The sequence below is a fragment of the Peribacillus sp. V2I11 genome (genome assembly GCF_030817135.1).
In the GTDB taxonomy this organism is placed as follows: Bacteria; Bacillota; Bacilli; order Bacillales; family DSM-1321; genus Peribacillus; species Peribacillus simplex.
The window spans coordinates 5,201,607-5,225,486 of record NZ_JAUSYW010000001.1; the positions used below are offsets into that span (position 1 = coordinate 5,201,607).

The following is a 23,880-nucleotide window of genomic DNA, read 5'->3' on the forward strand; positions in this document are numbered from 1 at the left end:
TGTAGGCAAAATGGCTCTTCTTCGTCCCTTATTGTATTAATAGTGCCTTTTACAACTGATTAGTTCAGCCCTTCGTATGGCTCATATTTTGCATACATATCTTTTCGGCGATTGCGATCCTTGAAAGTGGTTGCCGCACCATTTTTTCGATTCTCATAAAGTTCGTCCATATCGACCGTACCGGTAATGAATGTATGTTCATTCATTACCGCCTCGGCTACTATTCCATTTGCTGGCCAAGCGCTGTCACATGGGCTAAGTAAACTGGCACGGCCGTATCCGTTCGGCAGGGGTGCCCCTGGTTCACCAACAGTGGGGCAATGAACAAAATATACCTGATTCTCGATTGCACGTGCATGTGCGCAATGGCGAACTCGCCAAAAACCAGCCTCTGTAAATGTGTATGAAGGGCAAAAAATGATGTCGGCCCCTTTCACTGATAATATCCTTGAAATTTCAGGTATCTCCGCTTCATAACATACCGCTATTCCTATCTTAAGCGGACCTACGGAATAAACTTCCAGATCATCACCTTCAGAAGTATGCCAATTTGCTTCAGCAGGAAAGATATGAGTTTTTTTATGCTCAACGACTGATCCGTCTTTATCAAAAATGTATGCAATATTGAAGTATTCATTTCCACGGCGTTCCAGATGCGTGCCCGCAATGATGACCTGTTTTCTTTTTCTTGAAAGTGACTTGAAAAGATCTTTGTATTGACTGGTATATTCATCAATCCTGATAACGGACGAAGCATCTTGTTCTCCAAAGGCCGCTGATAACCCGATGGTCACCAGTTCAGGAAAAATGATATAATCCGAGTTTTCGGGAACTTGGGTGATCAAGTTTTCTCCTTGTTCCTGAAATTCATTGAAAGTTGACACTTTTTCTACACGAAATTGACAAGCCGCTATTTTAATTTTCACAAAAGCCCTCCCAAATCATGCTTTATCAGTTATTCCAGTCGTAATTCCATTAGCCTTAATCAAAAGGAATCAGGATATCTTGTCCAGATCATTCATTTCAGTCTGTTGCATAGAGATATGTTTAGTCAGTGCACTTACAATGAATGTTACCAGTATATTAATTAACAAAGCTATGACGCCTGTACTTATATCATTAATTGCATGAGGGATATCCGGCAGGAATGTAGCAACCTTCAGATCTGCAATTGTCGCATATAAAACGATCAGGACGCCTGCCAATATTCCTGCCATTGCACCATACTTATTGATTATATTGGTTTTTGGTAAACTGCAAAACAAGGAAGGTGCCAGTTGTGTAATTAAACTATATGACATGATATTCAAGATGGCCAAAGCCTCGCCGCCTGTTACCGTTACAATTAAAGCAATGATTGAGATACCAATAATAATTATCCTTGAGACAATCAATTGATGTGTTTCAGTCGCAGCAGGGACCAGAACTTTGAAAAAGCTATTTGTCAGACCTACCGATGCAGCCATAAGCATGACTGAAGCCGGTACTAGGGCCGTCAATAAACCTGCAGCTCCGATAACCCCTATCACCCAAGGATCGAATGTTTGAATCGCCAGCCTTAAAAGCGAGAGATCTCCATCAGCTCCTTGCAATCCCGGGATTTCCATAATGGCTGTAAATCCAATGAAAAAAACGAAAAGAAGTAACAATGTGTATAAGGGTAACGCAATCGCATTTTTCCGAAGGGTTCTTTCCCCATTCGACGATAAAACGACCATGAATGTTTGTGGCAGCAAATAAAATCCTAGTGCATTCAGCAAAACGGTGGACACAAACCAGGACTTACTCAATCCCTGATCTGCCAATACCAACATTTCCGGTTTAGCAGCTTGGACGGTCTCGAACATTGGCTGTATGCCTCCGAAGTAATGAAATGGAATGTAAATCCCTAAAAAGATAACGACCACCAAAATCATGAAATCTTTCAGTATGGCTGTCCATGCTGATCCATGAATGCCTGAAATCATTACATAGGTAGTTACGACCACAGCACCGATCACACTTGCAGCAACTGGTGAAATCGCTCCATAAGATGCTTCTGAAACAATGATACCTAATCCTTTGAGCTGTATGACTATGTACGGCACGAGGGCTAAGCTTCCCAGTACAGCAACGATCATCCCCATTGACCTGCTTTTATATTTAGATGCAAAATACTCTGGCTGAGAGATAATGGAATGGCGTTTTGAATATCTCCATATTTTGGGAACGAGCCAATATGATAGGACATAGGCCAAGAAAATATAGGCGGGAACATAATAAGCAGCTGCACCTTTTGAGTAAGCCCACCCACTTCCGCCCAGGAATGTGAAAGTTGTATAAATTTCACCTGCTATCAAGAGAAAAATGAAGAATGTACCGAAGCCCCTGCCCCCTACGGCAAATTGCTCCATGTCCATATCCTTCCCTTTTCTTGCTTTTATCCCTAAATAAAGTGCTAGGACCAAGAAGATGGAAATGATGAGTAATGAGATATTCATTCATAATCACTCCCTTTATTATCAGGATCGAACTTATAGACAATCATTAAGATAATCGATGCCATCACCATCCAAAATGCAACCCAAAATAACAAAAAAGGCATCCCCAATATGTACGGTTCTATTTTATTTGCATAGGGCAATAAACCTAAAAACCCTATAAATGGAACAAAAAGCAATAGTTTAATAGCATCCAAATTATACCCTCCCTTAGGTTCCTTACACGGATGCATCACCATCAGTCAAGCCGACTTTCATACTGAACTGATGGTTTGATAACACCCTTTGTTTACTGTCATTACCTGCTTTCAACCAAGCATATATTCGTCTTAAGCGGACTGGATGGCAAGGACCGTTTCCAATATTACATTGACGCCTTTTTCACAATCTTCCCAAGTAGTAAGTTCCTCTTCACAATGGCTTTTACCGTTGATGCTTGGGACGAAAACCATGGCTGTCGGTATATAACTAGCTATAAACTGTGCATCATGCCCTGCACCGCTTACCATTCTTTTATAGGGTAGGTCTAGATAATTGGTCGTTTGCTCAAGCAAATTGCAAATGGATTTGTCGAACCAAACGGTATCCCTGTCCCACAATTTTTTCGCTTGGATGTCGCAGCCGTCTTCTGAGCCTGTAGTTATAAGGCTTTCAATGACTTCCTCCACCTTTTTGATGACTTTGGAATCCTTATGTCTCGCCTCTAGCGAAAAAACCACTTTATTAGGGATCACCGTATGGATATTAGGAAATACATTTACCCTTCCCATCGTAAAAACCAAATCGTCATCAAGCATGCCTAGCTTCTGACGAGCCTCCATAATCAAGCTATTCGCAGTGAAGAAAGCATCTTTTCTCATATTCATCGGGGTGGTTCCTGCATGATCGGATTCGCCTGTAACTTCTATCTCATAGCACACCATACCAAGGACACATTCAACGACACCGATCGTGAGTGATTCACGTTCAAGAATGGGCCCTTGTTCAATATGCAACTCTAGAAATGCAGTCGCTTCTTTTAAACGAGACTCTTTATCCCCTGCATACCCAATTGCATTCAAAGCACTTTCGAAAGTGGTTCCTTCACTATCAGTCTTTTGCAGCATGATGGATTTTTCGAATTTACCTGAAAGAACTCCCGAAGACATCATGGAAGGTTCGAATCTGGCTCCCTCTTCGTTCGTAAAATTGACGATCATTACCGGAATTTTAGGTTGGATATTATTTTCGACCAGAGTCCGCACGACTTCCAAGCCTGCAGCTACACCCAAGATACCATCAAACCGTCCTCCCTTTTTTACGGTATCCATATGTGATCCCATTACAATGGGTGGTTTGTTTTCAATTCCCGCCAAAGTAGCGTAAATATTCCCCATATCATCAACCTTAATTGTCATACCCAATTCTTTACAGCAAGCACAAAAGTAATCACGGACTAATCGATCCTCTTCGGAAAGGGATAGCCGTGTGACTCCGTTGTTTTTTGTCCGTCCAAAATCAGCAAATTTCTCTAGCGTACGACTCAGCCTCTCACCATTAATTAATAATTTTTGCTTTTTCATAGCGAATATCCCCCTTTTAGATAACCTGCTAAATCCTGCTTACGTTCGCTTAAGCCAAAAAATGAAAGTGAAGGTCTTGTTGTTTTAGAATAGTTACGCTAGATTATATTTCTACCAATGTTTCCCTATGATAAATAATCTCCCCATTCAGAATCGTTGATTCAACTTTCAAATCCTTGATATTTTGGGAATCCACATTCAATATACTATCATTCAATACTACTAGATCTGCCAGCTTTCCTGCCTCCAGGCTGCCTTTGACATCTTCATCGAAACTCGCAAACGCGCCATTCCATGTGTATAGTTTAATGGCTTCCAATACGCTAATCGATTGAACCTTACCTATTTTGGTACCAGACCTGCTTGTTCTATTAACAGCAACGTGTATGCCTAATAAAGGGTCGTGATCAGTAACGGGAGCATCTGATCCACCTGCGGCCAAGATGCCCTTATCAATAAAATCACGGGCAGCGTACATGTGGTTGACCCTTTTGCCGTAATGTTCAATATATATATCACCGAATTCATAAGGGAATGGGGGGTTGGGGATTGGGATGATTCCAAGTTCTTTCATCCTCATTTGTAAATCTGGCGAAGATATTCCAGCATGCTCAATTCTATGTCTATGATCTTTTCTGGGCGATTCATTCAAAGCCTTTTCCACGCAATTTAAATACATCTCTATCGCTTTGTCACCTTGGGCATGGACTGTGATCTGATAGCCTTTTTTATGTGCCTGACCTAATACTTGATAGATCTCCTCTTCTTTATAATAAAGGATGCCGGAATAACCAGGATCACTTGAATAAGGCTCACGGGTAGCAATTGTCGGACCGGTACTGCTGCCATCCGTAAACAATTTAGCTGGTCCGATTTTGAATCTTTCGTCCCCAGTTCCGGTTATGACTCCCGAATCTACCATTTTATTTACAAATTCATGAGAGTTATTCAATGAGCCGACCATCGCATAGATACGGACACGAATATCCTTATTTTTTATGGCCTGCTGCATTAAACGGAAACTTTCAGGACCATGGGCACCAGCTTCATGAATGCTTGTTATGCCTGCTGCGATGAAATGCTCCGACGCTATTTTCACTGCTTTCAACAGTTCACTTTCTGAGTAACTTGCTCTGTCTGCCATTATCATATTTGCTGTTTCAATGAGTTTGCCTGTAATCCTCCCCTCCCTATCCTTTTCAATGATCCCTCCAGTTGGATTCTCTGAGTTTTCATCAATTCGGGCAATTGCTAACGCCCTGCTATTCACCACGCTTATATGGCTGCATGTACGGGTTACGATAATGGGATGGTCTGTTGAAATAGCATCCAATTCCGCTATTGTAGGATAACGTTTTTCTTTCACAGCGGTCTCATTGAAGCCCCAGGCACGGATCCATTCACCTTTAGGGATCTTCGAAGCTTTCTTCTTCAGATCGATTAACAAATCTTCTACAGATTTGATATGTTCAGCTTTACAACTTACTGCCAATTGATTGACACCGTACAATATTAGATGAATATGAGAATCTATAAAACCAGGAAGTAATGTCTTTCCCTGCAAATCAATCACATTTGTCTCTTCTCCGATAAATACCTTGATTTCCTGATTCGTTCCGACTGCCGAGATACGATTACCTTTAATTGCCATGGCTTCTGCGACTTCATTTTTTTGATTTACGGTTATGACCTCGCCGTTTATGAACACGATATCAGCTGTCAAACAACACACCCCTTCCTTATTGTTTCACCTACATTACTACGCCTCTTCCTATGCTTTCTCTCACCTTCACTTATCGGAATATTCCGTTTTTAACAGATTCATTATATCCACACCAGATTGTGAAATCATTAGACAAATAGTCAAAAATTTCATCGTTTTTTTATACCTTTTATATAATTAAGTCTTATTTCCTATGATTTGCTGATCCAGTTCCCTTTTTATTACGCCAAAAAAGATTAATAATCTTCCTAAGGGGACTATAACCAATCAAAAAAAGGATAGATTAAGCTGTTGATATGCTTATCTATCCCGCCATTTTCATTTTTTTACAATCCATTCATTCTCCCTATAATGCCGATGGTCAAATACTGTTTGTTTGCATTAAAATCCCATGTCCAGTATCGAAGGGTCAATTCGCTTTTATCCACTTTTTCAATAAATGTTTTTACCCCTATCAATGCTGCCCCATATCCCACGTTCGAGGCCAATGCAAAGATGGCATTCAGCCCTTCATTAATGGTATCCATATACTCTGGTTCGATTTTTAAGATATCAGTCCATGTAATACAGAATCCATTTTGCCTGGTACATTTAGATATAGAGTGATTCACTGTACGTACGATCTCATCCCTTAGATCTAAAATTCCATTTTTCATTTCTTCTGCGTCTTTTTTCTGATAGTGGTTTGCATGATCAGAAAGCAGTTCCTTGGCCCAATTATAAAATAGTTGGGTATAAATGGCGGAAGTTGCCACGATATCAAAATCATTATAATATTTAGCAAAAACACTTTCAGAAAGCTGACCTAAGCGATTCTCGGTATCCTTTAAATATTGAATAATTCCCTTTGCCGTTTCACCACGATTGAGCATGGAAGATAGGTGGCTATCAAAATCCACTTTATCGAGGCCTGTTACATCGATTTCAACAAGTTGAATTTTCTTCCGGGTCCGATCAGGCAAATTCGCCGTACCCTTTTCCATACTTTCCATATCAATATCAAATAAATATATGGTGTTGCATTTAGTTGCCAAATACTCTATATCCAAATCATCGCAATTGCCTGCACCAACGATAGCCACTTTATCTACGAACGCTTTTTTCGAAAAAACGGCATCGAATAATCCTGTAACTTGTGTACGATGCCGTTGCCACCGCAACTTTCTGTATTCATCCCGATTATGATTCATTTTTCTTTGATAGGTTTCCAAGTCAATCTCTCCCTTTAGGGTACTAACCATTTATTTATTGTAACAAAGTATCCCGATATTTTGGAAGGCAGGTCATTTAGATTTCGCGCCAGGAAAAGATCGGCCCAATTTCCTTTGTGAAATGAGCTATAAAAATGTTAGAATAATATGGGAATTATTGAGAAGTAGCAAGGATTACAGGAGGGTGTTCCTTGAGCAAAACAAAAAAGGTTTTACTTACTTTACTAGGTGTTTTTTCAATCATCTTGGCTGGTGTGGTGATACTTGTGTTTTCATTCACACAGAGAAAAGAAGGTCCGGGATCAAGCTGAACGATATCTAGAGAAAACTTTTGATGAAGGAACCGAAATATATGATGTCCTATACGATAATATGGGAAACCGGGGCTATTTTGAATACGCAGCTAAAGTGAAACATGAAAAATATGGTACTCAATTTCTAGTTTTCTTTAATGATGAAACAGGGGAAATGGAGGATACATTCCTATCTGATAAATGGCAAGATGATGCAGAAAAAGAAATTAGGCCTTATGTTGACAAAGAACTGGGTGACGTATTGATTTCCAAGTAAATGGGAAATATTACAAAAAGTGAAGATTGGGAGAAGATTCAAGAAGAAATGGGCGATTATAATCAATTACTCTTGGTCTTTGATGAGGGGATCGGGAAAGAATTGAAAATTGATCCGAATAAACCAGCCAGCTATAAAGATTATGAAGTTTCCCCAACCATTCGGATTACCATTACACGTAAGAAACGGAACGCAGATGAAGACCGCTTTACCGAAATTATCAATGCCCTAAAAAAAGATGGGGTTCTAAAACATGGAAATAGGATTGTAGAATATATCAGTACCAATAGTGTGCCACTTGAAGATGAGGAATGGAGTGGAAAATTTTAACAGTAAGGTAAAGAGCAGCAATCTAACCTGCCACCCTTTACCTTTTTTGTTTACCTAAACCAACTTTTCCATATAATTCTAGCAAACTACCCTATTTTTTGGAATGATTCGTTTCTCGCGGTTAACCAGATTGGCGAAAAGTTCTTTATTACCTCTTCAAAAAATATTTTTTTAATATAAAAATGAAAAATCCTTCCATGCATTATAGCTGTAACTGCCCCATTTCCTGAATAAATGTATCTAGTAAATTATATTCAATATCTTCTGAATCATCCTTAGCGAAAGATTCTGATTGGTAGCGCTGTCACTTCCATTCCTGGAATAAAAATCTCAACAATTGCAGTTTTTACAAGGATTCATCCATTGTCGCCAATACCCCTAAAGGTAATATATTATGTTCATCAATAATCTGTAATAGGAATTTTAACCCAAGACTTTCACCCTTTTCTTAATCGTATAAATATTCAAAAAAATGTCGAGTTGAGTCATCTATCCTTTTACCCTTATACTAGGGAAGAAAAATCGAAGGAGGAATTACACATGAAGAAGGAAATTTCAATTATTGGTGTGCCAATGGATCTTGGTCAAACTAGAAGAGGAGTGGATATGGGGCCTAGTGCCATTAGATATGCAGGGTTGAGTGAAAGACTTGAAAACATCGGTTATACTGTCCGTGATGAAGGTGATATTAAAGTAGAAATACAGGAAAGAGCACAAAGTGATAGCGACACAAATTTAAAGAATCTGCAGGACGTAGCAGAAGGTAATGAAAAATTGAGTCAAAAAGTGAATGAAGTCATCCAAACGAATCGTTTTCCTTTAGTATTAGGGGGAGATCACAGTATAGCTATCGGGACATTAGCCGGTTTAGCGAAGCACTCTGAAAACTTAGGCGTAATATGGTATGATGCACATGGGGATTTAAACACTGCCGAAACTTCCCCATCAGGAAACATACATGGAATGTCCCTAGCAGTAAGTTTGGGCCTTGGCCACCCTGCACTGACTAACATTGGCGGATATTCTCCAAAAGTCAAACCAGAGAATATTGTCATTATTGGTGCCCGTTCTTTAGACCAAGGTGAGAAAGAGTTAATCAGGGAAAAAGGAATTAAAGTCTATACTATGCATGAGATTGATAGAATGGGTATGACAAAAGTGATGGAAGAATCGATTTCCTATCTGAAAGAACGTACGGATCTTGTACATTTATCACTTGATCTTGATGGACTTGATCCAGATGATGCACCAGGGGTCGGAACGCCTGTAATGGGAGGTATTAGTTACCGCGAAAGCCATCTTGCCATGGAAATGCTAGCTGAAGCTAATATCATTACATCAGCAGAGTTTGTTGAGATAAACCCAATCTTGGACGAGCATAATAAAACGGCTGAAGTTGCTGTCGCATTAATGGGCTCATTGCTTGGGGAAAAATTACTATATGGAGCGGAAGATCATATCACTCCTGATTTATTGGCTCATGTTAAATAATCGGACTTTATGTTTTTGATAGAAATATAGAGAGTTCGATAAAGTGATGCTCCATGGGGAAAAGCCCATACTTCTTTTATGTGCTTCTTCCCATTGGCGGATGATCGGCATGAATCAATTTACATCCCTAGTTTCCTGACGCTTGGCTTCTCTTTCTTTATTAAGCGGCGCTTTCGAAATTAATTCTGCATAGGTACCTATGTTTCATTGACTCATGCTTCTTTAATGCAGAAGTAATCTCTTATCGGAGGGAATTCGACATCATCTAAGAATCAGAATCAAAGCTATTAGACTTGTGAAAACACAAATTCCCTAATAACGTCCCAACATAAATGAAACCGTTTGCACCCATCAGGTAAAGGAGTTTTTCAATGAAAACAGCAGAAAATCAACCAAATGAATTAAAACGGAGCATGAAAGCAAGACATTTATTTATGATTTCAATAGGGGGATGTATTGGTACGGGCTTTTTCATCGGTTCAGGCTATACCATTCATGAAGCAGGAGCCTTCGGTGCTATCCTCTCTTACATAGTCGGGGGCTTCATCATGTATTTAACGATGCTTTGCCTAGGTGAACTATCCGTTGCCATGCCGGTTTCCGGTTCGTTTCAGACATATGCGACTAAATTCATCGGTCCTGGAACCGGCTTTGCCATCGGGTGGCTTTACTGGTTAGGTTGGGCCGTTACGGTTGCCTTGGAGTTTTTGGCAGCTGGACAGCTTATGCAAAGATGGTTCCCTGAATCACCTGTTTGGATGTGGTGTGCAATCTTTGCTTTACTCATATTTTTACTGAACGCATTATCAGCAAAGGCATTTGGCGAATCTGAGTTTGTTTTTTCAAGCATAAAAGTATTGGCCATAATCCTGTTTATCGTAGTTGGCGGTGCTGCCATGTTTGGTCTTATTGATATGAAGGGTGGACAAGAAGCACCATTTTTCTCCAACTTTTTCAGTGAAGGCCTCTTCCCGAATGGGATATCGGCCCTTCTAATCACAATGATTACAGTGAATTTTTCCTTCCAGGGCACAGAATTAATCGGAATTGCAGCTGGAGAAAGTGAAAACCCGGAAAAGGTCATACCAAAATCCATCAAACAAACCGTTTGGAGAACCCTTTTCTTCTTCGTTCTTTCTGTTTCTGTTCTTTCAGCGATGATTCCAAGGGAACAGGCAGGAATCGTTGAAAGTCCGTTCGTCGTTGTACTGGATAGTATTGGAGTTCCTTATGCGGCTGACATTATGAACTTCATCATTCTTATAGCGCTTTTGTCCGTTGCAAACTCTGGCCTTTATGCGGCAACGCGTATGCTATACTCGCTTTCTAAGGAAGGCATGGCAAGTCCAAAGCTCGGTATGGTAAATAAGCGAGGAATTCCGCTTAATGCCTTGCTTATCACCCTTGCAATAGCTGGTTTGTCTTTACTTTCAAGTGTAGTAGCCGCCAAAACAGTGTTTGTCTTTCTTCTCTCCCTTGCAGGATTAGGAGCACAAATTGGCTGGATAGCCATCGCTGCTTGTCTTCTTGCTTTCAGAAGATCATATATCCGCAAAGGTGGACAGGTGGAAAACTTGAAATTCAAAGTACCGCTATATCCATTCATCCCCATTCTTGCCTTGATAGCAAACTGCATCGTCATGATCAGTCTAGCATTTGTTCCTGAGCAGCGAATGGCCCTTTATTGCGGGGGAGCGTTCTTCCTTGGTTGTTATGCGGTTTATCACTTTAGAGTGAAGAAAAACAAGAAAGTGGAATCTCCAATGCAGGAGGTTGAATTAACTGCCGGTAAAAAAATGGTCATTTGATCCAAAATTCCGCGGAGTAGAGTAAGTGGTGAAAAGCAATCTTTACAATCCATTAAGATTGCTTTTCAAAGAAGAAATACCCTGGATGTCATCACACCCAGGGTATTTCTTTTATTTAATCACCATTTCCTGAAATAGCTAGCCAATGGTAAACCACTGTATGAATTCTTCCTTTTCCCTTCCAGCTTTTTTAGTTCCTCAAACTATACCCTGTAATATTACGCATATAATAGGAAGTTAAATTTTCAGCTCTATTCAGGCAATAAAAACAAGTATCAAAACAAAAAAATCATCTTAATCGATGATTTTATTTTGTGCATATTCCTTTAATCTAGGCAGGATTGGCTCTAAAATTTCCTTGGCTATGTAATCAGTATCCAATCCAATGAAACGTTCACTTTCCAAGTCGACCGATCTCGCATTTTTCGGGTCATTACAAAAAATAAACGATATGATTCCGTTCTCTTCCGTCATATCTACATATTTAAATGTAATGTCATGTTTAGTAAGACAACTTTCAAACGCAATGCACAATTCATCTATATTTGATTGACTAATAGATGTGAATTTCATATTGATCATCCCCTCCCCCTAAAGGATAGCAAAATATAGCATGAATTTCAAAATGAAATTCATGTCCCATTCTTATGTTCATGATTGACACTTTCGACCAAAGGGAACATGACGAAAAAACTTGTCCTTGTGAATATCACCCTTTGATGCTTTTCGATGATGATTGCGGGTATCGATTTCCACATAAGAAATGAATGTAACGAATCCGATTTCATTCTATTCCCCACCCTTACCCTGATTTAATTTTTTATCTGTCAACAACGATTAATAAGGATTTCCCTAGGCATAACTGCATTTTGTATCGCCGGGATATGCAGTTCCTCATGAATATTCCATGGCCTGTCTCATATCTTTATACAAACACCTTGTTAGGAGTGGGCCAACATGAAGTCTTTTTATAAAGGAACGCTCATATTGATTGTCGCAGCGTTTTTTGGTGAATGTATCGAATTTTTAGTGAACATGCTCCTAGCCAGGGAATTACAGGAAGAGGGCATGGGGCTTTATATGTCCATATTGCCAATTTTCTTTTTGATATATGTGATTGCCAGCCTTGAATTACATATTTCCATTTCAAAATTCGTTGCGGAAAATAAACAGGCAATGCATTATAATCTTATCATTCATGCACTTAAAATGGCTGCAGTCGTCGTATTGGTTATGTGTATAGTCATGCCTTTCATACTTTCCTTCTCATCCATCATGGACAGATACCATCCCTATATTAAATGGCTGCTCATTACATTGATCCCAATAGTTGCCTTTTCATCGATTGCAAGAGGCTATTTCATGGGTGTCCAGCAAATGGGGAAGATTGCCTTATCCAACTTTTTAAAAGATATCATTCAATTCGGTTTGCTTTTCCTCATCTTCAATTTATTTCATTTTAACCAGGAAAAGTCATTATTGATGGCCTTTTTTGTTTTGATTGGCAGTGAGTTCCTCGTTTTTCTTTACTTGATCAATCTTTTGATTCTTCAAATGCGAATCATGAGGCGCGGTACGAACTCGCGGACAACCGGTAAACATGCACGACAAAAGTTATTGGCGGTTTCGCTGCCCACCATGGGGTTAAGGATCTTTCATGCGATAACAAATGCCATCCAACCTTTTTTGATCCATACTGCCCTTCTCTCGGCAGGATTCGGTGCGGTAGTGGCTACAGAGCATTTTGGGATGCTCACTGGAGTTGCGATGACGATTGGCTTCTTTCCAGCCTTTATCGCGCATTCCTTAATGATCATGCTCATTCCGAATGTTTCGAATGCTTACAAGAAGCAGGATAAGGAAAAATTGAGGGTTTTATTGCAAAAATCGATGTCTTTCACCGTTTTGTATGGAGTTCCGGCTGTGATCTTCATTTATTTCTTTGCGGAACCTTTGACCTCCCTCTTTTTTTCTTCAACATCTGCCGCATATTATTTAAAATTATTATGTCCTTACTTCCTTTTTCACTTTTTTGTCATTCCTATGCAAGCCTATCTCATCGGCCTGGGTTTAGTGAAAGATGCTTTCATCCATACCGTATGGTCCCATATTGTTGCCTTTTTAATGATGTATATCCTAGGGTCCCAGGCTTCTCTTAATATGGGAGGAATCATTTTAGGAATGAATACTGGTGCTGTATTATTAACTTTCATGCACTACTTGACCATTTGCAAAAAAATCGGCATAAGCATCTTACTGACGAAATCAAGATCGATATCGATAAAGTGAGGCAGAAACCAGGTTCCTTCCAGCAAAATCCCTTGCTGTTATTGGTATATAAAGATTTAGATGAAAAATATTGAGCCTTTCCCTGTACATATCACCTTCGTTACTGTATATTTCAACATACTTGGGTAATAATCAAGTAAAATGGTTTAAACTAACCATACAATAGTAATGGAGTGATTTCATGAGTAAAGCTAAGGCTAAGAGCGGAACGGGTAAAGGTACGGGCACAGGAACGGGCAAGAAGGGCTGGAATCGTTGGAAAACAAGTGCTAACAAGAAAAAAAACGCCAAACCATATGTAAGTAAAGGCGTCAAACATTCCAAAGACTCAAAAACATCCGGTCATGCTACAGGTGACAAGACAGAAAAATAATTGCTTGTCCTAAAACCCATACAAAATTAATGTTTGTTCCATATTCTCATACAGGGTGTTAAGAGATCTGTATGAGGGAAATGTGTCTTATAGATATACGGGCGATTTCCATATGAATCATAAGAGTACGGCTATTATACATACCATCAAAAAAGACACTCCAAATCCCGGTAGTGTCTTACATTTTTTTAATATTTTCTTTTTATCTAAATTGGCTTTTGGGTTTGATAGCATTGATTTTTTTCGGGGAAAACTCTGTACGGAAGCCGTTAGTGGCTTTTTTTACAGAGTCTGTAACCGAATGTATCGCTTCACCAACATCCTGAGCAGAATCCAATAATGGTTCAACCGTTTTCATTTTAGTTTTTACATCGTCGGTGATTTCATTTGCAGTTTGCAATAGTTGTCTTGATTCGCCGGACAGATCGTGGATGGCATTTCTCACCTCAACCAATGTCTGATTGGCTTCTCCTATCGTGACCATTCCCTTTTGAAGTGTACTGATTAAAAATACGACCAACCAAATGAAGGCTAAAGCGATTGCAGCCACACTATATTGAATAATCAAAATAAAGCTCCCCCTCTAAATTTAAAAGTAGAAACGATTACTTCATATATGTTAGTGGATCCCGGGGTGCCTGTTTTTTATTGATAAATGATACTATTTGATCTTGATTTGAACCCCCTCAGCTTCAGTTCGTGTTGAAGGAGCTCTCGGAGTGGTTAAATCTTTAGGGTGGCCTTCCAAACTGGCTTCTTTCATTGAATGGGTTACATTATGAATCATTTCCCCAACATCTTGAGCGGATTCTAGCAAAGGATCGACATTTTCCATCTTCCCTTTCACATCCGCTGTAATTTGATTGGCAGAGTGGATCAATTGTTTGGACTCATGCGTCAATCCATGTACTGCATTTCTTACCTCTTCCAGTGTCTTATTTGTTTCTTCAAGTGTTCCCATTCCTTTACGCAGCGTCTGGTTGACATTATATATCAAATACACGACGGCTCCGGAGACACTGGCGACACTTAATTTAATAAACATTTTCATATATCCACTCCCTTCATTTAAATTTATGCACTATCCCTTCCATTCATTCCCTAAAGTCCATTCCTTGTCCGGTCACTTTTATAGAAGACTCACCTTATTCTAAAAGACGTTTAAAAGGTAGTTTAAAGGATAATAGTAAGGGAGAGACCATATTAAGGAGGAGAATTGTTCATGTCACATGAGAATTATTCATCTGTTATCCAAACTTTAAATGATTGTATGACCGCGTGTAATCACTGTTACGACGCATGCTTAAATGAAGATCATGTAAACATGATGGTGGAATGCATTCGTTTGGATCGGGAATGTGCGGATATTTGCTCTTATTTAGAACAGGCGATAGGAAGAGGTACGCCGTTTATTTCAGAGTTGGCTGAAGTTTGTGCCAAGATTTGTGAAAGCTGCGGAAACGAATGTAAAAAACACGATCATGAACATTGTCAAAAATGTGCTGAGGCATGCTTGAGATGCGTAGAAGTATGCAGAAAGTTAGCCGCTTGATTTAAGGTATGGCACTAAGCTATTCCCTTTTATTAAACTTCCCCCTTACCTACCCATTCTTTTGTTTAATCCATTAGATATATTCTAGCGAGGTATATGGTGAAATTATTTAATATTTAAATAATGAAATTTTTTAAAATACCCATTACATATATTGAAAACCGCCCTTTTTAGGCACACTAGTATTAAAAACAGGAGGATATTATGACACCTCGGAATATTCCGGCTAAAGATGATTTAGAAGTGAAAGATACCCCCGCTTCACCTGATAAGGAAAGTGAAATAGCCAAACTCAATCGATTATTAGGTGCGGTCATGCGTTATTTATCAGATGATGAGCAAGAAGAAATTGATATAGAGTATCTTCTTGAAAACACTGAAGGGCTGCGGGATTGGTGGAGCGAATATAGGGAGCTTGATCGAAAACGGGTCGAAGAGGAAATTAAAAATTCCCTGACTGATCTAACCCTTGAAGAACTTGAAAACATCCGTGAACAAATCAGCACAAAGGAATAATAAAAAAAATCCCTGCATTGGGATTTAACCTGATCATGCAGGGATTTTTTCTTTCCTTTTATATACAAGAGACTTTAAAAATCATTCCGTTCATGAGGCACCAGAAATCCTTTGATTCAAAGACCACTCAATGAACTTAATTCTAATTGAACGATCATGGAATCAACTAATGCATCCAATGGATTTAAAACTATCTTTCCTGTCTGAAGTTCATATCTCTTTGCTGCTTGGACCATTGATAGTTGAGCCACAGACAGCGGTCTAATTTCGTTATTAAACTGGTAGAGGAAGTTCATGATTTCCTGGTCATATCTCTCTCCCATTCCCTGCATAATGAATTCAAAGGCATTGTAGATGATGATCACTTCAAAATCCACATTCCCATGTTTTTCAGCATGGGCATTTAAGCGTTTGATTGTTCCTTCAACGGTGGCAGGGTTCGTGAATAATATCATTTGCGGTTGCTGCAATTGGCAAATTTGCTTAAAATATGGTTCATCGATTTTAATGATAGGCATGGGTAAGGAAAGTTGTTCTTCGTTTATAAAGGCGATGTAGTTTGTACAGGTTATCAGAATGGCATCCACTTTACATTCGGCTATCCATTCGACTTGTTCTTTAACCCTTTTTTGAGCATCCGAATTCTTAAAATTTTCATCTGTTGACACCCGATGCATCAATCCCGGGTCTACAAAATGAAGCCATTCAATATCAAAATTCGAGAATGCGGTTTCTATGTATTCTATATTTGTATAGTGCGCATGCAAACAGCCTATCTTTTTTTTCATAAATCTCCCGCTTTCATCAGTAAGTATTCTGATTATTCTAACACAAAAAGCGGCGTTACATTGACCGCTAGCGGCAAAAAAGATTATTAGCCATAGCCCTCCTGCCATTATCGGGGGTAAAAAGACTGCTTCTTGTAATCAGAATGCTCAGTTGGTATGAATCCGGCTCTTGAACATATATTTATCAAGGCGATAGCAAGAGGAGGAAAATGGAACTTCAGTAACCGAATCGCTTCTCAATTCAAGTAAAGCAAGCATTTGTTTTGAAAAGATTAACAAAAAGGGAGAATCAAACCGTAATGGTCAGTTAAAAATCATAATATTGGAGAGTGTTCACCATTCTTTATCTAATTGCGATCCTTTTCCCTCCATTGGCCGTATTTATTTGCCGGTAAACCCATTCAGGCTGTGCTTAATTTGGTCCTCACACTATTCTTTTATGTCCCTGGTTTAATTCATGCAATCTTAGTGGTGCATGATAAGAAAGCTGATAAACGAATGAAACAGCAAGCAGCTCTTATTGCTAAATCGAAATAAACGACTTAAAGATTTACACACAACCAACAATAACCCGAATAACGACACCAAGGTGCACTTTATTCGGGTTATTACCCTTCAAAGGAATTCGATTAATTGAATCTGTGCGTCTTCCTAACCCCTCTATGATAACAAGCATCACAAATATGGAAACGTGAGTCATCCGGCAGCCTTTTTCCACAGCGCTTGCATTTTTTTTGATAATTCAACATTTCGTCTTTTAACTGATCATGAACGCCATCACTGATTTCTTCACGGATACGCTCCCAATAAACAGCTTCCGTCCGTTTACCCATCCGATATAAAAATAATAGATGAAGACCTATCGCTTTATAAGATAGCTCCAATTCCTCCAGATTTCTAGTCTTGATGACCGGTTCAGGAAGGTCACTGCTCTCGGCAATCGCTTCGACGGTTTCCAGCCACTGTCTGATCAGACTTGGTTCTTTTGCCGAAAAAGGAATATGCAGGAAACCATATAAATCCATTAAAGAAAAACGCGCTTCGATTTCAGTATCCCGTATCAGTTCGTAAAGCTCCCTTTCTTCCGATAGCGATGCCTTTTTCGTGCCTTTAGGAGGCTCAAACCTCTCCCACATTTCGAAAAATGTCCCTAAGTTCCGGTAATATTTTTGAAAACGTTCAAATACAGCTGAGGTTGGGGCGATAGTGAAGGTTTGAACTGGCTCATCTACCTGTTCCAGCAACTTATTCATGATTTTGATGTCAGCTGTAAATGCTACCTTGCCAGTGTCGTAAATCCCTTTTCTACCGGCTCGACCAGCGATTTGTTTGACTTCTTGAGAAGTCAATCTTCTTCTTCGTGTCCCGTCGAATTTTTCATTTTCAAGAAAGACGATGCGGCGTATCGGCAAGTTCAATCCCATTCCAATCGCATCGGTGGCAACGACAACTGATGTATCACCGCGATTGAATAGCTCTATTTGCCGTTTTCTATTTTCAGGAGGCATACTGCCGTATATCATGCTGACATTATATCCACTCTCTTTTAGCCGGGACGCGGTTTCCAGTACCTGCCTTCTCGAAAAACAAATGAGGGCATCCCCTTTTTTTGTATACTTCAGTCCAAACTCCCTTTGTTCTACCTCGAGCGGAATTTCCCGTCTGTATTCGTGAAGTTCTAAATCAGCTTCATTCAATAGATTCAGAAGCATCATTTTGATATTCTTGCTCCCGATTATGTGTACTTCTTTCGCATTAGCTTGCGTGATTGCCCTAAACCATGAAAAGCCTCGATCTTTATCGGCAATCATTTGGGCTTCATCTATGACGATTACTTCATGGTAGTCTTTTTCATGAAACATTTCAACGGTGCTGGAGACATGTTTAGCACCCTCAACTGCCTTTTCTTCTTCACCGGTTTTTAATGAACAAGGTACACCGTCCGCATTTAATTTATCAAACACTTCAAGGGCAAGCAGTCTAAGAGGAGCTAGATACAAACCGCTTTCCGCATCTTTCATTTTTTCCAGGGCCTTATGCGTCTTGCCGGTATTGGTTTCTCCGATATGCAAAACATATCTAACTTTTTTCCCTAATGATGGAGTATAGGCCTTACCGATGATGTCATCGATCATCCTTTGCTCTTCTGCCCGCTTCTTGGCTTGCTCTGCCAATACTTCAGCTTTTCTTCTTTCTCTGTTCTCCACATCTTTTTCAAATATTTCTTCGTGCAATGTTTCATTAAAAGGAATTCCTTCAAGGTTCACTAAATCAGAAAGGTATTCTTCCTGAAGTTCATCAAAACAGGACTGAGACAAATCGGCCAATTCATCGCTTAGTATACCTTGAAGGGCCTCACCCGTCAGCCTTTCCCCATATGACTCCAAAAAATCATGATGGAGTGCAGCAGGTAAATGGTTCAAGTATTTGTCAGGAGCTAATTTCCTTATGAAATCCGAAACTAATCTTTCATACCTGTAGAAGTAATTTTCATATTCATAACGGTTCCTTCCCCAACCGATTAACGAGTGAATATCGCCTGTCAGCTCTTCAAAAAAATCAGTGACCATTAGGTATTCGGCAGCTTGAAAGCCCCCCTCTTCAACCAACTGTTCTTCAAGCAAGTATGGATCGACATATTGGAATTTAGGTTTATTCTTAAGATCTTTTGTCAAAATTCCAGCAATATAATACCTGACATGTAAATATAAAGGAAGTGAGTTTTTTTCAAAAAATGTATTGGCCTCTTCTTGCAGCCTTGCGCGTATCTTCCAACGCTGCTTGGCAAGCCGCTGTTCTTCTTGTCGCCTAAAGAATTTTTCCCTTGCATTTTGATATCTCTTTTCCCAATCTTGTTGATTATCAGCAAAGGTTTTTTTAATCCACGTTAAGCCATCGAACGGGCGATACTTCTTTAATTCGTTCCGGAACATGCTATTGATCAGCTTATGATCTGAACCTTCCGTTACAAATCCCCTTTCGCTTAAAAACGCCTTTTTTTCCTTTCTGGGCACATCGTTTGATGCTTTATTTAACCAAACATTTATCCAAATTTGCTCAATAAAAGACGTCCTGTCTGATATATATGCTGAATAAGAAGGCATTGTCTCTTGATTCTCTAAATACAAATCCAGATCCTGGATTATTTTTTCCTTTGTATTCTCTATAGCAATAGGATATATACTTTCTAATTTTCCCATAATGATCCCCTTTTGAATTATCCAATATGTACTTTATTACTTCCTTTTATCCTCCCCAAATTTTTTTTATAAATGAGCCAGATACTCATGAGAAGGTGCAGAAATGCCAAGTTGTTTTACCTACGTACTCTCCAGAAGAAAATATGAATAAGATACCAAATATGTACATCAAAGGTACTCTTACCATTTCATTTACAGTATAATGCATGATACATACTGATTGACTTAGACTTTTATGGGATTATGAAGTGATGCAAATCCCGGAAATCGAGAAACGGATACTCAGGTTTAGATATTTGGTAATCAGGCAAATAAAAATTAAATGATATTAAAAAAAGCCGAAAAATAAAATAAAGGTCAATTCTTCAACTTACTCGATTATTCATTGATAAAACGAATCCAACCCCTTAATTGAGTTTAGTGGAAATCCGCACAACTGTCACCGTATTTAGATTCCGCTTTTGTGCTTTTGTCGTTCAAAATGAGAAAAAACATCCGGAAATCTAAAAAGACTATAGATAAAAGAGGAGCCTGAGAATGATTCAGCAAGATATCAACTATTATAAAAATTTCGATTCTATCGCTAAATAAGTATTAGCACTTTTAGCTCAAACCATTGAGGTCAAAACTTTATTCCTTTCAATATTGAATCCCATACAGAGTTTTATGATCAAATCCTTCAATAGAAATGCAAAGTTAATTTGTGAAGGTGACATCCTTCCTTATATTATGGTTTATTGCAATTTAGTTGTTGAGAATGGCTTGGAACCACTCGTTATCCAGAATTTGAGGGAACATGTATTGACAAGTGGCCACCCCGCAACGAAGTTTATAGGGAATGGGTGTTTTATGGGAGCTCCCCTAATAAATGAGGGTGAAATCATTGGGACATTATGTGCATTCTACATTAAACCTCATGTTTTTAAAGAATATGATTTGATACTCATTAAGTCTTTGGCAGCTTTGATGAGTCATACAATCATTCTTGAAAAAGGGATTATCAGTGATCCTTTGTCAGGTCTTTATAATCGGCACTTCATTTATAATTATTTTGATTATCATAAAGTTAAAACAAACATGAAATGGCCCTTCTTTACGTCGATCTTGATCATTTTAAATTTTTCAATGATTCCTTTGGTCATGATACTGGTGACGATGTTATTAAAAAGGCAGCGGAATGTTTTTTGCAATCCGTCCCTGAAGGTAGTCATGTGGCTCGAATCGGTGGTGATGAATTCATTGTATTATTACATCCATCTCATTGTGAGGATTTAATGAAAAGAACTCAGCTAAACTGAATTATTATTGAACCATTTATCACCATGCCCATTCACGTTAATGGAAATGATCATTTGGTATCAGCTAGCATAGGAATAAGCTTTTATCCTCAAAATGGTACGGAAATGGAGTCACTTTTGAAAAAAGCGGACCGTTCCATGTATAAGGCAAAAGAGTCTGGCCGTAGGAATATTCAATACTCCCACAAACTGTGATTGTCCTGAAAATAAAAAAACCAGTTCTCCTTAGAGACTGGCTTTCTTTTATCTTAAAAAAATCCAACGTTTAGCTTTCAGCTTTTGCAAAAGCTTGAGCAAATCAGCGTTTCCCTTATGTATCCGTTTCTCGGATGGTGAAGCGGAGGGGACCGGGATGTTAACTCTCTCGGGTTTTTTGTTCATATTCTGAAAGACCCTTCCTATTCTTTGATTTTGAATAGTATATGCGGGTTTTCCATTAAATATCATAAGGAAAGGAAAAACCTCTGCCCTTCCTTATAAAACGTTTTTTAACCGGCTGAAGCGTGCAGCTTTTTCTTTTTGTTTCAGGATAATGCGTTCGTTCTGTTTCATCACTTTTTTAGTGTGGGGACTTAAACCTACATCGGGTATGTTTACCTGTGGTTTGATTACGGCAACTGACACGTCTCCATCAAAATACTTACAGGCTGCAAAGCCATTTTTTCTTCATCATTATAATACGTATCTTCTCTTTCCAATGTAGCACGAATGGTACTGCCATTCAAGTTCGGATGCCCATTTATCACCAATTGCTTGTCCTGTTCCGTTTTGAATGGGAGGATTTTCACGTTCATCCCTTCCTTTGCTGCATACGCTTGTAGGAGAATGCTCAAATAAGCCAAATATTCCTTATTCGTTTGATAATACTCAGGTATTCCTTCTTTTTTTAGGAGATGAAACATATTCTTGACCTTTTCCCTATTATCCGTTAAAAGTTTATCACTTTCTGCAACGGCTTTTGTTGCATAGGACAGCTCGTTATCGCCAATCTTGGATATATACATGCTCAAGAATACAAACATATCAATCAGGATGAATACGATAGCCATAATCAAGAAATTTTTCCACTCATTAAAAATGCTCATCGGATAGAAATTCCAATAAATCAATGCTCCCAGTATAAAAATGATATACCAGGTTTTTCGAATCGCTTCAATCCTTTTACTCACCTTGTCTTTATATTTCCAAGAAAGAATGACATAGGCTAATAAAGCAATAAATACTACCCATACAAAGACTCTGAAAAACATTAACAATCGATTTATCACCCTACCCTTCGGCTGCTACATTCCTTATCCCGCTCTCTATATTATCCATTATGTATACCTCTATTCCCTGCCTAAGACGGGTGAAACTTAAACACTTGTCATAAGTTTTCACTAGATGAAAAAACGGTCATCCCAAAGTGAGTTTACAGTTAATGAATCTTATTTCTCACCATTCATCGCCTTTTCTCAGAAGGGTATATCGTTATCATTTTTCTTGTGGGGCATCATAGTAAATAACCTTATATATTCTGTGATATGCTATGTTTTAAGAAAAGGTCTGATTAATACGGGAGGAACCTATCATGCTGATAATTATTAAGATCACCATCTCTTCTTTTATATTATTGTTACTTTTCCTAAACCTCTATCCTCCACTTGGTAGACGGACAAATAAAGAAAAACTGAGAAGTTTCACTACAAAAGAGAATTTTGCCAAGGGAAAATTCCAAAATCAGATTCCTGCCAGTCAAGCGATGAGCCTTAAACATACTGGTTCCATTTTACGTGATTACATAAAAGCTAATCCAAAACGGAGGCCCGACCGTCCAATCGTAATTGGAACAAAAGAACCTGTATCTGCGAATTCCAATATAATCACCTGGTTTGGTCATTCTGCATTCATGTTGGAGTTAGATGGGAAAACCATTTTAGTCGATCCCATGTTTGGGAAAGCACCCACTCCCTTTCCTTCGTTTGGAAACAAGCGCTTTAGCGGGGAGTTGCCTATCGATTTGGATATGCTGCCTCCTATCGATGTCGTCCTGCTCTCACATGATCACTACGATCATCTGGATTATTTCTCAATAAAGAAATTGAAGGATAAGGTCAGTCAGTTCATAGTCCCACTCGGAGTCGGTGGACATCTTGAAAGATGGGGCGTTAAACAAGAACTGATTCAGGAACATAATTGGTGGGATGAAGTTTCATTCAAGGAATTGCAATTTGTTTGTACCCCTGCAAGGCATTTTTCTGGAAGAAGTTTACGCGATGGCAATACGACACTATGGTGTTCTTGGGTAATTAAAGGCAAACAAGAAAAGGTATTTTTCAGCGGCGATAGTGGCTATGGCAGACATTTTAAAGAAATCGGCGAAAAATACGGACCTTTTGATATGACTTTAATGGAATGCGGCCAATATGATGAGCGCTGGTCAACCATCCATATGATTCCAGAAGAAACTGTTCAAGCACACATCGACGTACAAGGACAACGGATGATCCCCATTCATTGGGCTGGTTTCACATTGTCTTTTCATGACTGGACAGATCCGATAGAACGGGTAACCAAAGCGGCCAATGATCTTGGCGTCCAGGTCTGCACACCTCAAATAGGCGAACCAGTAGTGATTGCTTCAACAGATTTCCCTCAAACTATATGGTGGAAATGAAAATGGTCCATTCCTAATGGGATGGACCATCCA

The 23,880-nt window shown here is 39.1% G+C and carries 22 protein-coding genes and 3 pseudogenes; 12 read left to right on the top strand and 13 right to left on the bottom strand.

The window, feature by feature from the left end; all coding sequences use genetic code 11:
• Positions 1 to 59: 59 nt before the first annotated feature.
• From QFZ73_RS25340 to QFZ73_RS25365, 6 genes are all read right to left on the bottom strand, one after another.
• Positions 60 to 926, bottom strand: a complete 867-nt coding sequence (locus QFZ73_RS25340; RefSeq protein WP_307272136.1) for a nitrilase-related carbon-nitrogen hydrolase — start codon at positions 924 to 926, stop codon at positions 60 to 62.
• A gap of 69 nt (positions 927 to 995) precedes the next feature.
• Positions 996 to 2,480, bottom strand: coding sequence for a sodium:solute symporter family protein (locus tag QFZ73_RS25345; protein WP_307272138.1), 1,485 nt, complete (start codon positions 2,478 to 2,480; stop codon positions 996 to 998).
• Positions 2,477 to 2,677, bottom strand: coding sequence for a DUF3311 domain-containing protein (locus QFZ73_RS25350; RefSeq protein WP_251433621.1), 201 nt, complete (start codon positions 2,675 to 2,677; stop codon positions 2,477 to 2,479). The genes QFZ73_RS25345 and QFZ73_RS25350 overlap by 4 nt, the downstream gene beginning before the upstream one ends.
• A gap of 132 nt (positions 2,678 to 2,809) precedes the next feature.
• The gene (locus QFZ73_RS25355) at positions 2,810 to 4,042 is read right to left on the bottom strand and encodes a Zn-dependent hydrolase (RefSeq protein WP_251433619.1); all 1,233 of its coding nucleotides are present in this window, start codon (positions 4,040 to 4,042) and stop codon (positions 2,810 to 2,812) included.
• 103 nt (positions 4,043 to 4,145) lie between these two features.
• Positions 4,146 to 5,765: an amidohydrolase gene (locus QFZ73_RS25360; RefSeq protein WP_251433617.1), complete on the bottom strand. Its 1,620-nt coding sequence runs from the start codon at positions 5,763 to 5,765 to the stop codon at positions 4,146 to 4,148.
• Between the two features lie 326 nt (positions 5,766 to 6,091).
• Complete coding sequence (locus tag QFZ73_RS25365; RefSeq protein ID WP_307272142.1) at positions 6,092 to 6,976, bottom strand: hypothetical protein; 885 nt, start codon at positions 6,974 to 6,976, stop codon at positions 6,092 to 6,094.
• Positions 6,977 to 7,240: 264 nt separating this feature from the next.
• On the opposite strand from QFZ73_RS25365, the gene QFZ73_RS25370 reads away from it, so the two are divergent.
• From QFZ73_RS25370 to QFZ73_RS25385, 4 genes are all read left to right on the top strand, one after another.
• On the top strand, positions 7,241 to 7,546 hold the full coding sequence (locus tag QFZ73_RS25370; RefSeq protein ID WP_307272145.1) for a hypothetical protein: 306 nt from the start codon (positions 7,241 to 7,243) through the stop codon (positions 7,544 to 7,546).
• A complete protein-coding gene (locus tag QFZ73_RS25375) occupies positions 7,547 to 7,876 on the top strand; it encodes a hypothetical protein (RefSeq protein ID WP_307272147.1) in 330 nt (109 codons plus the stop codon).
• A gap of 540 nt (positions 7,877 to 8,416) precedes the next feature.
• The gene (gene rocF, locus QFZ73_RS25380) at positions 8,417 to 9,367 is read left to right on the top strand and encodes an arginase (protein WP_307272149.1); all 951 of its coding nucleotides are present in this window, start codon (positions 8,417 to 8,419) and stop codon (positions 9,365 to 9,367) included.
• 371 nt (positions 9,368 to 9,738) lie between these two features.
• Complete coding sequence (locus QFZ73_RS25385; RefSeq protein ID WP_307272151.1) at positions 9,739 to 11,175, top strand: amino acid permease; 1,437 nt, start codon at positions 9,739 to 9,741, stop codon at positions 11,173 to 11,175.
• A 294-nt stretch (positions 11,176 to 11,469) separates the two neighbouring features.
• On the opposite strand, the gene QFZ73_RS25390 is transcribed toward QFZ73_RS25385, so the two are convergent.
• Together QFZ73_RS25390 and QFZ73_RS25395 are read right to left on the bottom strand one after the other, a co-directional pair.
• Positions 11,470 to 11,748 carry a hypothetical protein gene (locus QFZ73_RS25390; RefSeq protein ID WP_251433606.1) on the bottom strand — a complete coding sequence of 93 codons (279 nt, stop codon included), beginning with the start codon at positions 11,746 to 11,748 and terminating at the stop codon, positions 11,470 to 11,472.
• A gap of 59 nt (positions 11,749 to 11,807) precedes the next feature.
• Complete coding sequence (locus QFZ73_RS25395; protein WP_307272154.1) at positions 11,808 to 11,963, bottom strand: hypothetical protein; 156 nt, start codon at positions 11,961 to 11,963, stop codon at positions 11,808 to 11,810.
• Between the two features lie 169 nt (positions 11,964 to 12,132).
• Between QFZ73_RS25395 and QFZ73_RS25400 the strand changes: the two genes are divergently transcribed.
• Entirely contained in the window at positions 12,133 to 13,464 is a 1,332-nt protein-coding gene (locus QFZ73_RS25400; RefSeq protein WP_251433599.1) for an oligosaccharide flippase family protein, read from the top strand.
• A 181-nt stretch (positions 13,465 to 13,645) separates the two neighbouring features.
• Complete coding sequence (locus QFZ73_RS25405; protein ID WP_207441028.1) at positions 13,646 to 13,837, top strand: DUF3934 family protein; 192 nt, start codon at positions 13,646 to 13,648, stop codon at positions 13,835 to 13,837.
• Positions 13,838 to 14,039: 202 nt separating this feature from the next.
• Here the strand turns inward: QFZ73_RS25405 and QFZ73_RS25410 are convergent, their stop codons facing one another.
• Together QFZ73_RS25410 and QFZ73_RS25415 are read right to left on the bottom strand one after the other, a co-directional pair.
• A complete protein-coding gene (locus QFZ73_RS25410; RefSeq protein WP_251433596.1) occupies positions 14,040 to 14,405 on the bottom strand; it encodes a DUF948 domain-containing protein in 366 nt (121 codons plus the stop codon).
• Positions 14,406 to 14,498: 93 nt separating this feature from the next.
• A complete protein-coding gene (locus tag QFZ73_RS25415) occupies positions 14,499 to 14,888 on the bottom strand; it encodes a DUF948 domain-containing protein (protein ID WP_307272160.1) in 390 nt (129 codons plus the stop codon).
• Between the two features lie 171 nt (positions 14,889 to 15,059).
• Here QFZ73_RS25415 and QFZ73_RS25420 point away from each other — a divergent pair, with 171 nt between their 5' ends.
• Positions 15,060 to 15,389 (top strand): four-helix bundle copper-binding protein, encoded by a 330-nt coding sequence (locus QFZ73_RS25420; protein WP_251433573.1) that lies wholly within the window; start codon positions 15,060 to 15,062, stop codon positions 15,387 to 15,389.
• 204 nt (positions 15,390 to 15,593) lie between these two features.
• Complete coding sequence (locus QFZ73_RS25425) at positions 15,594 to 15,905, top strand: hypothetical protein (protein WP_307272163.1); 312 nt, start codon at positions 15,594 to 15,596, stop codon at positions 15,903 to 15,905.
• 116 nt (positions 15,906 to 16,021) lie between these two features.
• Here QFZ73_RS25425 and QFZ73_RS25430 read toward each other — a convergent pair whose 3' ends face one another.
• The gene (locus tag QFZ73_RS25430; RefSeq protein WP_307272165.1) at positions 16,022 to 16,693 is read right to left on the bottom strand and encodes a hypothetical protein; all 672 of its coding nucleotides are present in this window, start codon (positions 16,691 to 16,693) and stop codon (positions 16,022 to 16,024) included.
• Positions 16,694 to 17,031: 338 nt separating this feature from the next.
• Here QFZ73_RS25430 and QFZ73_RS25435 point away from each other — a divergent pair.
• Positions 17,032 to 17,230: pseudogene (locus QFZ73_RS25435) on the top strand (YqaE/Pmp3 family membrane protein).
• A gap of 92 nt (positions 17,231 to 17,322) precedes the next feature.
• On the opposite strand, the gene QFZ73_RS25440 reads toward QFZ73_RS25435, so the two are convergent.
• Entirely contained in the window at positions 17,323 to 19,893 is a 2,571-nt protein-coding gene (locus QFZ73_RS25440; protein WP_307272167.1) for a helicase-related protein, read from the bottom strand.
• A gap of 729 nt (positions 19,894 to 20,622) precedes the next feature.
• On the opposite strand from QFZ73_RS25440, the pseudogene QFZ73_RS29035 reads away from it, so the two are divergent.
• Both QFZ73_RS29035 and QFZ73_RS29040 read left to right on the top strand, forming a co-directional pair.
• Positions 20,623 to 20,859, top strand: a pseudogene (locus QFZ73_RS29035) (GAF domain-containing protein); the annotation flags it as partial.
• A 116-nt stretch (positions 20,860 to 20,975) separates the two neighbouring features.
• Positions 20,976 to 21,386, top strand: a pseudogene (locus tag QFZ73_RS29040) (diguanylate cyclase).
• A 413-nt stretch (positions 21,387 to 21,799) separates the two neighbouring features.
• On the opposite strand, the gene QFZ73_RS25450 reads toward QFZ73_RS29040, so the two are convergent.
• A complete protein-coding gene (locus QFZ73_RS25450) occupies positions 21,800 to 22,441 on the bottom strand; it encodes a type II toxin-antitoxin system SpoIISA family toxin (protein ID WP_307273059.1) in 642 nt (213 codons plus the stop codon).
• 320 nt (positions 22,442 to 22,761) lie between these two features.
• Between QFZ73_RS25450 and QFZ73_RS25455 the strand changes: the two genes are divergently transcribed.
• The gene (locus tag QFZ73_RS25455) at positions 22,762 to 23,847 is read left to right on the top strand and encodes an MBL fold metallo-hydrolase (protein WP_307272169.1); all 1,086 of its coding nucleotides are present in this window, start codon (positions 22,762 to 22,764) and stop codon (positions 23,845 to 23,847) included.
• The last annotated feature ends 33 nt before the right edge of the window (positions 23,848 to 23,880 follow it).